The sequence below is a fragment of the Spirosoma sp. KUDC1026 genome (genome assembly GCF_013375035.1).
Classification (GTDB): Bacteria; Bacteroidota; Bacteroidia; order Cytophagales; family Spirosomataceae; genus Spirosoma.
Genome location: NZ_CP056032.1, coordinates 2217266 through 2231600, shown reverse-complemented (window position 1 = coordinate 2231600; position 14335 = coordinate 2217266). Strand labels below are relative to the sequence as shown.

7 protein-coding genes are annotated in these 14335 nt (G+C 52.4%); 5 read left to right on the top strand and 2 right to left on the bottom strand.

Annotation, left to right across the window (positions count from 1 at the left end):
- The first annotated feature begins 18 nt into the window (after window positions 1-18).
- A complete protein-coding gene (locus HU175_RS09385) occupies window positions 19-2379 on the top strand; it encodes an ABC transporter permease (protein WP_176566345.1) in 2361 nt (786 codons plus the stop codon).
- Window positions 2380-2475: 96 nt separating this feature from the next.
- Here the strand turns inward: HU175_RS09385 and katG are convergent, their stop codons facing one another.
- Entirely contained in the window at window positions 2476-4770 is a 2295-nt protein-coding gene (katG, locus tag HU175_RS09380) for a catalase/peroxidase HPI (protein ID WP_176566344.1), read from the bottom strand.
- Window positions 4771-5148: 378 nt separating this feature from the next.
- Window positions 5149-6372, bottom strand: a complete 1224-nt coding sequence (locus tag HU175_RS09375) for an ABC transporter permease (RefSeq protein WP_176566343.1) — start codon at window positions 6370-6372, stop codon at window positions 5149-5151.
- 215 nt (window positions 6373-6587) lie between these two features.
- Here HU175_RS09375 and HU175_RS09370 point away from each other — a divergent pair, with 215 nt between their 5' ends.
- From HU175_RS09370 to HU175_RS24660, 4 genes are all read left to right on the top strand, one after another.
- Complete coding sequence (locus tag HU175_RS09370) at window positions 6588-7838, top strand: exo-beta-N-acetylmuramidase NamZ domain-containing protein (RefSeq protein ID WP_176566342.1); 1251 nt, start codon at window positions 6588-6590, stop codon at window positions 7836-7838.
- Window positions 7839-8041: 203 nt separating this feature from the next.
- The gene (locus HU175_RS09365) at window positions 8042-10471 is read left to right on the top strand and encodes an ABC transporter permease (protein WP_176566341.1); all 2430 of its coding nucleotides are present in this window, start codon (window positions 8042-8044) and stop codon (window positions 10469-10471) included.
- A gap of 107 nt (window positions 10472-10578) precedes the next feature.
- The gene (locus tag HU175_RS09360) at window positions 10579-12996 is read left to right on the top strand and encodes an ABC transporter permease (RefSeq protein ID WP_176566340.1); all 2418 of its coding nucleotides are present in this window, start codon (window positions 10579-10581) and stop codon (window positions 12994-12996) included.
- Between the two features lie 104 nt (window positions 12997-13100).
- The gene (locus HU175_RS24660) at window positions 13101-14321 is read left to right on the top strand and encodes an ABC transporter permease (RefSeq protein WP_218037019.1); all 1221 of its coding nucleotides are present in this window, start codon (window positions 13101-13103) and stop codon (window positions 14319-14321) included.
- Window positions 14322-14335 lie beyond the last annotated feature (14 nt).

Here is a 14335-nt window from a genome sequence, read left to right as displayed (position 1 = left end):
ATGTAATCTACTACTCATATGCTTCAAAGCTATTTCCGACTTGCCTTGCGAAACCTGTGGCGTAACAAATTGTACTCCGCTCTGAACATCGGCGGGCTGGCGCTGGGTATGGCCATTAGTATGCTGATGCTGCTGTACGTCGTACACGAGTACAACTACGACCGCTTTCACTCAAAAGCGCAGCAGATAGTTCGCATGACAATCCAGCAGGAACGTGATGGGATGCAGCTCAACTCGGTAGCCGTATCGTTTACGGTGAGTGATCGGATCAAACGTCAGGTACCGCAGGTGGAACAAATGACCCGGTTGATTCCCAGCGACTGGCAGGGTAAAGACATTGTTCGCCACCAGAATCAGCAGTTTTTCGTCAAAGACATTCACTACGCCGATTCTTCGTTCTTCGACTTTTTCGCGTTTCCGATGAAGCAGGGCAACGGTCGAATTGCTCTCTCGCAGCCTAATTCTGTTATCCTGACAGCATCACTAGCCCGTAAATTCTTTGGTCAGGCCGATCCGATGGGCAAAACGGTGGTATTCAACAACGCGCATCGGCTCACGGTGGCTGGGGTCATGGAGGATTTACCGTCGAACACGGCGTTCACGTTTCCAATGCTGATTTCGACCAGCAGCTTCAAACAGCTTGCCCCCGCCTGGCGCTGGGAAACGGCGCCCGAAGGCGAGACATATTTCCGCCTGAGTCCGCAAATTACCAGTAAGCAATTCGCATCATTCCTCAACAAGTACGTCAAGCTTTCCAACGAGCCGAAAGTGAACGTAACGGCCATTATCGACCCACTGACAGGCATGCACATTGGTGGGTTTGTCACAAATTCGATGGTTGGCAGCTACGTTCAAACCTTTCTCTGGATCGGTATCAGCGTTCTGTTACTGGCGCTGATCAATTACATGAACCTGACCACAGCGCGCGCTACGGTACGGGCCAAAGAAGTCAGTATGCGCAAAGTGCTGGGTGGCAATCAACGCGCGCTCATCGGCCAGTTTTTTGTCGAATCGGCCTTCGTCAGTGCGCTATCGTTTTGCCTGGGCGTTGGTTTGATGCTCCTGCTCAAAGACCCGTTTCTCAGCCTGATCGATGCCAAAATAGATCAGTCTTTTTTAGTGAGTTCCTTTTCGCTACTGACGCTTTCGGGTATTCTGCTGATGAGCATTCTGGTATCGGGTAGCTATCCGGCTTTTGTGCTGTCCCGCTTTGCCCCAATCAATACCTTGAAAGGGCAAATCAACCTGCCCGGAAACCTATCGGTTCGGCAAGTATTGGTCGTTTTTCAGTTCGTCGTGTCAATCACGCTGATCTTTTGTACAGTCGTTGCTCAACAGCAACTCCGGTACATGCAGACGAAGGATCTGGGCTTGAATGTCGATCAGGTGATGGGCATTTCGCTCAGTAAATCAGTGGGAAACCATTACAGCAGTTTTCGGCAGGACATACTGGCGCAAAGCGGAGTCGACCGAATTGCGACCAGCGCAATGGCATTTTACGGCGGTGGCTTCAACGTCTGGTCGGTTAAGACGGCTAAACGTCAAAAGCCTGTTACACTAGCTGGTCTGAGCGTTGACAGTTCGTTTGTACCGACGCTTAGGTTACGTTGGAAAAATCCGCCACAGGACGCAGTGGCTGGCCAGTTGTTTATCAATGAAACAGCGGCAAAGGAGTTGGGTATCGCTAAGAACCCACTGGGGCAGGTACTAACCATTAACGATAGGCAGCAAGAGGTGCGCGGGGTGGTCGAAGATTTCCACATGAGTTCGGTAAAAGACCCAATTCAACCTACCTTGTTGATGGTTGGCCCCGACACCAGCCGGGGATTTGCAGACTACAATGGTACACTGTACATCCGCTTCCGGAAAGGCGTCGACCTGCAGCAGCAGGTCAAGAAGCTCGAACAAATCGTTCAGAAACACGCATCGGACTCTCCTTTCGATTACTATTTCCTCGATGACGCCTTTAATCGTCTTTTCCAAACGGAACAGCGGTTGGCCAACGTGCTGAATGTATTCACAGTTGCCGGTATTCTGATTGCCTGCCTGGGCCTGTTCGGACTCGTCGCTTTCTCGGCGGAACGTCGGACCAAAGAAATTGGTATCCGAAAGGTGCTGGGCGCGAGTGTTAGTAGTCTGGTGAGTCTACTATCAAAAGACTTTCTGAAACTGGTTGCACTGGCTATTCTGATCGCTAGCCCGCTGGCCTGGTACACGATGGACAACTGGTTACAGGCGTACACCTATAAAATTACCATCGACTGGCGCGTCTTTGCCCTCGTCAGCCTACTGGCCATGGGCATTGCCTTTCTGACGATCAGCTACCAAAGCATTAAAGCCGCGCTCGTCAATCCGGTTAAATCACTCAGGAGCGAGTAGGAAGTACTAATACTCCCACGCACTTTATCCACACCCTAAAAACACAAGGCCAACCCAAACGGGTCGGCCTTGTGCTGCTTCTATCCACACTAAAAACTAGGCCAGCTCGAAGCGGTCCAGCATCATTACCTTGCTCCAGGCAGCTACGAAATCCTTGACGAACTTCTCGTTGGCATCGGAGCTAGCGTATACTTCGGCAATCACGCGCAGTTCCGAGTTCGAACCGAAAACAAGATCGGCACGGGTGCCGGTCCATTTCAGTTCGCCCGTTGCGCGGTCGCGGCCTTCAAACACTTCTTTGTGATCGGCAGTCGCTTTCCAGGCCGTGCGGATGTCGAGCAGATTCACGAAGAAATCGTTGGTCAGCACTTCCGGCCGGTCGGTCAGGATACCGAGTTTCGAGCCGTCGAAGTTGGCGTTCAGGGCGCGCATACCCCCAATCAGCACCGTCAGTTCGGGAGCCGTCAGGGTTAGCAGCTGCGCCTTGTCGATCAGCAATTCTTCGGTCGATACCGTGTACTTCTTTTTCAGGTAGTTGCGGAAACCGTCGGCAATCGGCTCCAGCACATCGAACGACTCAGCGTCGGTCTGCTCGGCCGATGCATCCATCCGGCCGGGTGTAAACGGCACCGTAATCTCAATACCGGCGGCTTGGGCCGCTTTCTCAACGGCGGCACCACCCGCCAGCACGATCAGGTCGGCCAGGGATACTTTCTTACCGCCGGTCTGCGTGCTGTTGAACTCTTCCTGGATGCTTTCCAGCGTACCCAGCACCTTCGCCAGTTGGGTCGGGTTGTTGGCTTCCCAATCTTTCTGGGGGGCCAGCCGGACGCGGGCACCATTGGCACCACCGCGCTTGTCAGAGCCACGGAAGGTCGACGCCGACGCCCAGGCCGTCGTAACCAGTTCGGGAATGCTCAGACCCGACGCCAGGATATTGGCTTTCAGCGCAGCGACGTCGCTGGCGTCAATCAGTTCGTGGTTTACAGCCGGAATTGGGTCCTGCCAGATTAGTTCTTCCTGCGGTACGTCGGGACCGAGGTACCGGGCGATCGGACCCATATCCCGGTGCGTCAGCTTGAACCAAGCACGGGCGAATGCATCGGCGAACTCGTCAGGATTTCCGTAGAACCGACGCGAAATTTTCTCGTAGGCCGGGTCCATCTTCATCGACAGGTCCGTGGTCAGCATCGTGGGCCGGTGGCTCTTCGTTGCATCGTATGCGTCGGGAATGGTGTTTTCGGCATCCTTCGCTACCCACTGATGCGCACCACCGGGGCTCTTGGTCAGCTCCCACTCGTAGTTGAACAGGTTCTCGAAGTAGTTATTACTCCACTGCGTCGGCGTGGTTGTCCAGATTACTTCCAGACCACTCGTGATCGTGTCGGCCCCTTTACCGGTACCGAACGTGCTGGCCCAGCCGAAACCCTGCTCTTCCATATCGGCACCTTCAGGATCGGCACCAACGTGCTCCGACGGACCCGCACCGTGGGTCTTACCGAAGCTGTGGCCACCAGCGATCAGGGCTACCGTTTCTTCGTCGTTCATCGCCATCCGGCCAAACGTCTGCCGAATGTCTTTGGCCGCAGCCACCGGATCGGGGTTACCGTCGGGGCCTTCGGGGTTCACATAGATTAGACCCATGTTAGCAGCCGCCAGCGGTTGCTCCAGGTCACGCTCGTGAATCCGGCCGTTCGGGTCTTCGTCTGACACCAGGATGCCGTGGTCGCCATCGGCTCCTTCTGCTCCACGCGAATACCGCACGTTACTACCGAGCCACTGATTTTCCGAGCCCCAGTATACGTCCAGTTCCGGCTCCCATACGTCTTCCCGACCACCGGCAAAGCCGAAGGTTTTGAAGCCCATCGATTCGAGGGCTACGTTGCCCGTCAGAATCATTAAGTCAGCCCAGGAAATCTTACGGCCGTATTTCTGTTTGATTGGCCACAGCAGCCGCCGTGCCTTGTCGAGGCTAACGTTGTCGGGCCAGCTGTTGAGCGGGGCAAACCGCTGCTGCCCAGCGCCCGAACCACCCCGGCCATCGCCGATGCGGTAGGTACCGGCACTGTGCCAGGCCATCCGGATAAACAGCGGACCATAGTGGCCGTAATCGGCAGGCCACCACTCCTGCGAGTCAGTCATCAGGGCGTGCAGGTCCTGCTTAACGGCGTCCAGATCGAGGCTTTTGAATTCTTCAGCGTAGTTGAACGACTCACCCATTGGGTTTGAAGCCGGCGAATTTTGCCGAAGCAGATTTACTTTCAACTGGTTTGGCCACCAGTCACGGTTCTGCATTCCGTTACCAGCTACGTTCATTTTCTGAGCAGGCCCGTTTTGCTGGGCGCTGCTGTAAAATGGGCACTTGCTGATGTCACCTGAATAATTATCCATAGGAATATAATAGTGGTTATCGAGTAGAAGGATTATCTCCTATTTTGAGCAATATTAAGACCTTAATCTTTATCAATCAAATTGATTTGTTTTATAAAGTCATTACAAAAATCTATCAGGGCGCCGATCTATCTGACACGCTCACGATATAGCTACGTTCCGTTCGTTCAGCTCCGGCGATTGACTGCTTTTATTCACGCCACCCTGCTCAAGATCTACCTCTGCTGCGCCTATCAATTCGTCAGAATAGCCGCAGCCGTCTGGTATTCTGATCCCGACTCATGATAGCGAAAAAGGTATGGCGTACGTTCGCTACGGCCAGTCTAGGACGATAAATCTCAGGGTAGCCATCAATCTACTTGCTTTCAGCGAAGAATATTATTCGCGCCGAATGGCTTCGACCGGGTCGAGCCGGGCAGCACGCATGGCGGGATACGTACCAAAAACGACCCCAATGACCATGGCAATGACTACGATAACTATAAATGTGTTCCAGGTGTAAGCCGCCTGAAACGGAACGGCAGTCATCGCTTTCACGATCGGAATAAAGGCCAACGTACTGAGTACGCCCAGTGCCAGCCCCAGCAAACTACCGAAGGTCGAAATGGTGATTGATTCGGATAGGAACTGCCAGAGAATATCCCGTTTTTTATCGCCAAGGGCTTTTCGAACGCCGATCTCAACTGTTCGTTCGGTAACTGAAATCAGCAGGACATTCATCACCCCGATTCCGCCCACCAGTACCGAAATCCCAACGATCAGCCCCATCACTATCCGGAAAAGTAGAAAACCTTTGGTCGCCTGGCTTACCCGCTGTTCGTTCGTGATGATAGTGAAATCGTCTAGTTTGTTCCTGGTATTGGCGTTCAGCCAGTTTTCGATTTCTGACTTTAACCCAACCACGTTCTCTACGTTTTTCGCGTCAATAATTCCCATGGGCAGAGTGGCTTTCAGCGCACTGTCGGATACCAGGGTCAATGGCATCAGCAACTGACCGTAGCTGATATCTTTATCCGTCCAGACACCAATTACGGTCAAGGCTGTGCCGTTGTAAACAATCTGCTGACCAACGGCTTGCTTCTCAGATTGCTTATCAACCAGTTGCCGGGCCATCCGCTGGTTTATGAACGCAACCGGACGTTTATTGTCAAGTTCTGCTTCCGTGAATGCCCGGCCATGAACCAACGTGATGCCCGGATGAAGTGGCAATGTTGTTCCGGTGACGACTGTTCCTACTTTACGACTGGTTGCCTTTCCAACAATCTCGCTGGATTGCCGCCATTCCAGATAAGGTATAACGGGCTTCGTCAGCGAGGCTACCATCTTCTGGAACGTATCGTGGGTGAAATACACATAGTCGTCTTTTCGGACAGATACGTCATTGACCGACTTGTACGGATTCGACTGAATCATAATCGCATTCAGTGACGTCGTTTTCGTGATCTGCTCGTGAGCATACTGTTCCATACCATCAATCAGCGACAGGATAGCCACCAAAGCAGCCACGCCGATCACAATGCCAAGAATGGACAAGATGGTATGGAAGAATCGGGAGCGAATGTTCTCCAGCGCCGTCGCGAACGAGACAATGATCTTTTTCATGCAGGGAAGTCAGTTTGGGTGCATAGGTACCACAATGTAGCGTAGCTGGCTGGTCCGGGCAATACGTATGTGACAAACGGCGGCTTTTACTGGCGCTGTCTACTCAATCCTACCACAACTCTCTGAAAATCGATGACGCCCCAAAAACCTCAGCAGTTGTGCTCGATCACTTTTATGGACAACTTGCCGCTGTACAACCGTCAAACTTTTCTGCCATGAAAATCACTTCACTTATTTTATTTCCTCTGCTGGCCGCCTGTTTTTGGCTAGCCAGTCCGGCTACTACTCCGTTAGGGCCGTCGATACCAGGTAATGATAACGTAACGACGATACCGGCGGCTAAGCTAATGACCGGTGCGGATCAGATTAGTACGTACCTCCCCTATTTGAAAGGTAAACGGATTGGACTGGTTGTTAACCAGACCTCAATTATTGGCCGTACACCCAGCGTTGATAGCTTGGTCAGTCTGGGCGTGAACGTTGTCCGGATTTTCGGCCCTGAGCATGGATTTCGGGGAAATGCCAGTAATGGCGCCAAAGTAGACGACAGCGTTGATTCTAAAACCGGCATCCCCGTAATCTCGCTCTACGGGAAATACAAGAAACCATCAAAAGAACACCTGGCCGACATCGACCTGCTAATCTACGACATTCAAGACGTGGGCGCGCGCTTTTATACGTACATCAACACCCTCGACCACGTCATGGAAGCCTGCGCCGAGAACGGCAAGGAATTAATGATTCTGGACCGGCCTAACCCCAACGGTTTCTGCGTCGACGGACCCATTCTAGAAGACCATCTGCATTCGGGGATTGGTATGCACCGCATTCCCATTACGCATGGCATGACCATCGCCGAGTTTGCGCAGCTGATCAACGGCGAAGGCTGGTTGCCTAACAAGGCGCAGTGCAAACTACGTATCGTTAAGGCTGCTAACTACACGCACGATACGCCCTACGAACTGCCAGTAATGCCTTCTCCAAACCTGAACACGCAGCAGTCGATTTTACTCTATCCCAGCCTTTGCCTGTTCGAGGGAACGATCATTAGCCAGGGGCGCGGCACGTACATGCCCTTTACGGTGCTGGGTGCTCCGGCCCTGAAAGGCAAATACTCGTTTTCGTTTCGCCCGGTCAGCCTGAAAGGCATGAGTGAAACACCCCTGCATCAGAACATGGACTGCTACGGACTTGATCTCCGCAACTACGACACGAGCATCTTCCGGAAAACGAAGCAGCTTAACCTGAAGTGGCTAATGGATTTGTACAAAGCTTATCCCGACAAGGCCCGTTTTTTCGACATGAGCCAGAGCAAACAGATGGGGAATTTTGATAAGCTGGCGGGTACGGAGACATTGAAGCAGCAGATCATTGCCGGGAAGAGTGAGAAAGAGATTCGCCAGAGTTGGGAGCCCGGCCTGACGGCCTTCAAACAGACGCGCAGGAAGTATTTGCTGTATCCATAAGACTACACAAACAATCAACTTAACAAGCCAACCCATGCTGGGTTGGCTTGTCCGTTCCAGTACATCCGCTGTCCGCTTTTGGACAATTCTACCAAGCAGCTTTTTGGCAAAAGAGCCTCTATTGAGCATAGTAGGCTATTCCGCCCGGTTGGCACCGCATTTGACACTATTCCTCGTGTAAGTCAACTTTGCGAACGTCTGCTATGCTTAAAAACCAACTCCTTGTCGCCTGGCGCAGTTTGATGCGCAACAAAGCGTTTTCTATTATCAACATCGTTGGACTGGCAATTGGCCTGACGGTCTGTCTGCTCATTAGTCTGTTTGTCCTTGATGAGCTAAGCTACGACCGCTTCAATGACAAGGCGGATCAGATTGTACGCGTTATTTTTCGGGGAACGATTCAGGGCGGCAATATCAACGAAGCGATGGTAATGGCGCCAACGGCACAGACGCTCAAAGCCGAATTCCCCGAAGTGCGGGACGCGACCCGGCTTAGTCAGACCGGATCGACGTTGTTTACGTACCAGAACAAAACCTTTAAAGAGCATGCCATCGCGTTCGTCGACGCTAATTTTTTCGACGTGTTCAGTCTGCCTTTCCTAAAAGGCAACTCCAAAACAGCGCTGCTACAGCCGAATACGGCGGTTATCGATCAGGTTACAGCCCGCAAGTATTTTGGTAACGAAGACCCCATTGGCAAAGTACTGACGATTAAAGGCGAGCCAACTACGTACACGATTACGGGCCTGATCGACGCGATTCCGACCAACGCCCATTTCCAGGCTAGCCTACTGCTCTCGATGGCTAGTCGCCCGGACGCCAAGTCGACTTCCTGGATGATATCGGGCTTTCATACCTACCTCGTCTTACCCCAGGACTACGATTACAAACGCTTAGAAGCTAAGCTCCCTCAGATTGTAGAGAAATACATGGCTCCTCAGCTGCAACAGGCGTTTGGGATGAACATGGCGCAGTTTCGCCAGAAGGGTAATGACGTTGGCTTATACCTGCAACCGCTCACCGACATTCACCTGCATTCTAACCTGACCGGCGAGTTATCACCCAACGGCACGATTCAATACGTCTACCTGTTCGGCGCTATCGCCCTGTTCATGTTGCTGATTGCCTGTATCAATTTTATGAACCTGTCAACGGCGGGCGCATCGAAACGAGCCAAAGAAGTGGGCATCCGGAAAGTAATGGGTTCGGAGAAACAGGGCTTAGTCCGACAGTTCCTTATTGAGTCAATGCTGTTGACCAGCCTGTCGCTGATACTAGCCATTGGTTTGCTGTACCTAAGCCTACCTTTTTTCAATGAACTGGCGGGTAAACAACTAACATTATCGTTCTTAAAAACACCCTGGCTCCTACCGGCGCTGCTGGGCGTTGGCGTGCTGGTTGGTACACTGGCAGGGAGTTACCCAGCCTTTTTTCTGGCGTCCTTCAAGCCCATCACGGTGCTGAAAGGGAGAACGATGTTTAACCATACCAGCAAATCGGGTCTTGGCTTAAGGAGCGGCTTGGTTGTGTTTCAGTTCTTCGTGTCCATCCTGCTCACCATCGGTACCGTTGTTGTGTATCAGCAGCTTACTTACATTCAGCAGAAGAAGCTGGGCTACAGCCGGGAGCAAGTACTGATTTTACCCGAAGCCTGGCGTCTGGGACGCAACGTCGATATTCTCAAAAACCAGATGCAGCAGGACGCACGCGTGCTGAGCGCCAGCGTATCGCCTTTTCTGCCCGCCGGTCCTTCAAATTCGAACAACTTTATCGTCTACGCCGACAATCGGGAGGGGCAGCTTACTAAAACACTTTGCTACGAGGTCGACGACCAGTACATGCCAACACTGGGCATGAAGCTTGTGGCGGGGCGAAATTTCTCGACCGATTTCGGTACTGACTCAACGGCGATCGTGCTGAACGAAACAGCGGCCAAAACCTTCGGTTGGGGCAAGCAAGCCATTGGCCATACGCTCACCCGCCCGCAAAACGACGGAGCAAAAACTACGTATCGCGTGATTGGTGTTGTGGAAGATTTTCACTTTCGGTCGCTGCACGAACGGATTGCCCCACTGGTTATGACGCTGAGCAAAAATGGCGGTTTTCTGATCGTCAAAACAAAAACGCAGGACGTAACGAGCCTGTTGAGTACGCTCAAACAAGAGTGGGCAACCTTGTTACCTGAGGAACCGTTCGTTTATTCCTTCCTGGACGAGAGTTTCAATGCGACTTATCGGGCCGAACAGCGAACCGGCCAGATTCTCGGCATCTTCGCGGAACTGACCATTTTCATTGCCTGCCTGGGTCTGTTTGGCCTGGCTACCTTCACCGCCGAGCAACGCACTAAGGAAATCGGCGTTCGTAAAGTACTGGGAGCCTCCGTTTTCAGCATCGTCGGCCTGCTCTCCAAAGACTTCCTCAAGCTGGTCCTGGTTGCCCTTCTTCTTGCTTCGCCTATTGCCTACTACGCCATGCACCGGTGGCTCCAGGACTTTGCGTATCGCGTCGATATCAGTTGGTGGGTCTTCGCGCTGGCGGGTCTATTGGCGGTGGGCATCGCCCTGCTGACGGTCAGCTTTCAAAGCATCAAAGCCGCTTTAGTCAATCCGGTTGAAAGTTTGCGGAGGGATTAGGGCGTGGGGATATAGGAGTTGAAAAGTCGCTTTAACCACTCAGCCCACTCCATACCCCTAACCCACTCTCCCCAATCCCTCCGCCCTTAGCCCTAACCTCTTCCCCCATGCTCCAGAACTTTTTCAAAATCACATTCCGCAACCTTTGGTCCAACCGGGTCTACTGTCTGATCAATGTCGGTAGCCTGTCACTTGGTCTGGCGGTCAGTATGCTTATTTTGGTGTTTGTGGCGCATGAATACAGCTACGATCGATTTCGACCAAACGCCAACCGGATTTACCGCATCTGGTCCAGGACACAGTTTGGTGGTCAGGAATATACGCTGACCACAGCAGCGCCGGGTTTGGGACCAGAATTGGCGAAGCGGTTGCCTGGCCTGGAAGAAATTGTGCGTGTATTCGTTGACCAGCCTGCCACCTTTCGCACCCAGCAACGGGTACGTTTCGCCGAGAATAATTTTGCTACGGTGGATCCAGCTTTTTTTGACGTGTTTGGCGTAGCGATCAAACGCGGGAACCCGAAAAAGGCCTTCGATCGTCCAATGAACCTGGTCATTTCTGAGCAGTTGGCGAATCAATATTACAAAAACCAGGACCCCATAGGTCAGGTGCTTATGTATAACGATACACTGGCTTTTACCGTTGCGGGTGTTATGGAGACCCCTCCCTCCAATTCGACGCTACAGTTTCACATGCTGACCTCCACCGCGAGTTTCCGGGCGATTGAGAACGCCAGGCGGCTGAACCGCTACTTAAGCGGAAAATCGATTCTGGACAACACGCTGCACTCCCTGGAAAAAGGTGATTTTGAGACATATCTTCTGGCGAACGATCAAACATCAGCCTTTTCCATTGCTCAGGCGATCAATGATCTGATCATAGAACGCTCGAAGGATAATAAGAGCAATTACCGCTTTTTTCTTCAGTCTCTCACCGACATACACCTGAGTAACAATTTCGCGACTGGCTCCGATAGTCGACTGGTGACTATTCTCACAATAGTAGCGGTACTATTGATCATTCTGGCACTGGTGAATTACATGAACCTGACGACGGCCCAATCGACTATGCGAGCTAAGGAGATTGGCGTCCGTAAAACGTCGGGCGCTTCGAAACGCTCGCTGATTGTTCAATTCTACGGAGAGTCGTTCGTTACCAGTCTGATCGGCTTTGCCATTGCCGTACTGCTTGTCAACATAACCTGGCCATACCTCGCTATAGTTACGCAACAGCCCATCGATCAGCAGTTCATCTATAGTTCGCTGATGGTATCCCTGTTTGCCGGTTTATTTCTGATCTGCTCACTGGCAGCAGGTAGTTATCCCGCGCTGTTATTGGCGTCTTTGTCGCCGGTGGGTACCCTGAAAAATCAGCTTGGCTCGACAGTTCAGCAGGCATATATTCGTAAAGGCCTGGTTCTCTTTCAATTCATTACGTCGGTTTCGCTGATCATCTCCTGCCTTGTGATCCAGCAGCAGGTAGATTTTTTCCGGACCATGGACATCGGCTTACACCGATCACAGGTACTGGCGCTGCCCTTCGATGACTCCATGGCCCCCCGGCTGGAGCCTTACGTAAAAACGCTGGAATCTAATCCTAATTCCCAGGAAACGACCGTCGCAGATCTTCAGTTTTTCAAACGAAAGGTGACAGAGATTCCGGTAATCTCTCCCGTCACCCAAAAAGAGATTAGCGTTGGGATCGTCAATGCTGACATTACTTTTCCTGGATTCTTCAAACTGCAATGGGCGATCGAACCCAAAGACATTAATGATCTCGGCTCACCCAACACGCTCGCTATCAACGAAACGACAGCCAAACGAGCGGGGATAACGGATGTTGGCGACACCTGGTACATTTTCGGTCAGCCGTACAAAGTAGTTGGCATTCTAAAGGATTTCGTGTTCAAGTCACTAAACGACCAGATCGGCCCCATCCTGTTCTTCACCTCCAGACAACTAGTCTACAATAACTATTTTAGCTTGGGTGGCTGCGTCTATATCCGCACACAGCCAGAAACCGATCTTAGCTTACTCCTAAAGCAGATTGAGACAGCTTATCAGAGGTTTGACCGCCAGACGCCTTTTTCCTACTATTTTCTGGACGAAGCCTTCAATAGTCATTTCAAAGCCGAACAGCGTCTTTCGCAGGTTTTTTACGTCATTACGGCGATCGCTATTTTCATCGCCTGTCTGGGCCTTTTCGGTTTAGCCGCCTTCACAGCGGATCAACGTACCAAAGAGATTGGCGTACGCAAGGTGTTGGGCGCGTCTGTCGTCAGCATTGTCGGTCTGCTTTCCAAAGATTTCCTCAAACTGGTGCTGGTTGCCATCGTCATTGCTTCGCCCCTGGCCTGGTACGCCATGCACCGCTGGCTCCAGGACTTCGCCTACCGCGTCGATATTAGTTGGTGGATCTTCGCGTTAGCGGGTCTGTTAGCGGTCGGCATCGCCCTGCTGACGGTCTCTTTCCAAAGTATCAAAGCCGCCCTGGTTAATCCCGTTAAATCACTAAAAACGGAGTAAGAGAAAGAAAGGGAGGAGGGAGAAATGGAGGAAGGCAGGCTTGACTATCCCTTTCCTTCCTCTTCTCCTTCCTCCCTCTCCTCCTTTTCTCCCACCCTCTTCTCATGATCAAGAACTATCTCAAAATCGCCTGGCGCAACCTGCTTCATAACAAGGTATTTTCGCTTATCAACCTGCTGGGTTTGTCGATTGGTATTGCCAGTTGTCTGCTGATTTTTCTGTTCATCATGAACGAGTACAGCGTCGACCAGTTTCACCGGAACCGGGCGTCGATTTATCGCGTCATGCGGAACTTCAACGAAGAAGGAAAGGCCGTATCAGTCGCTTATCTGTCGGGGCCGTACGGACCCGCGCTACTGAACGATTTCAAGGGGCAGATTAGCCGGGCCGTGCGCGTACGCCAGACGAATGCACTGGTGACGAGTCAGAACAGGTCGTTCTACGAACGAAAAGTCATTGATGCCGACCCTGATTTTTTCCGGTTATCCTCGTTTCCGCTGCTCAAAGGCGACCCCGCGACGGCGCTTACCAATCCGGGCAGTGTAGTACTGACGGAGTCGACGGCGCGCAAATACTTTGGTAGCGTCGACAACGCCGTCGGTCAGCTGATCAAACTCGACAAGAACCTGCCGCTGAACGTAACGGGCATCGCGCAGGACGTACCGACCAATTCGCACCTGAGCTTCGATCTGGTGGTGCCGCTTGCCAACTACAGGGCCGAATCGTACATGACGCAGTGGGTCAACAACAATGTGTTCACCTATGTACAGCTGGCTCCTTCGGCCAGTCTGGCGCAGATCGAACGTAGCCTGCCGGGCTTCATGCAGAAATACATGGGCCCTGTGATGAAGCAGTTCGGTTTCCGCTTCTCCCTGTCGCTGACCCCGTTGCGCGACATTTATTTTGAACAGGGAGCGTTTGATGGCCTGAAGCACGGCGATAAAAATGTGGTGTATCTGTTTCTGTCGATTGCCGCACTGATTCTGCTGGTGGCCTGCATCAATTTCATGAACCTCAGTACGGTTCGGGCGATGGAGCGCTCGCGCGAGATTGGCGTTCGGAAGGTATTGGGCGCCGTCAAACAGCATCTGGTGTGGCAGTTTATCGGCGAATCGGTGCTGCTGACTACGCTTTCCTGCGGGCTGGCCGTCGGACTGGTGGCACTGACGCTACCGGCCTATGCCCAACTGCTGGGCCAGCCGATTCAGCTAACGGCCTACGCGCTGCCGATTACCCTGTTTCTGATCGGGATCATCGTCGTAACCGGTTTTCTGGCAGCTATCCGGCCTTTGTACTGGCGGCTTTCTCGCCCATACAGGCGCTGAAAGGGAAGCTCCGG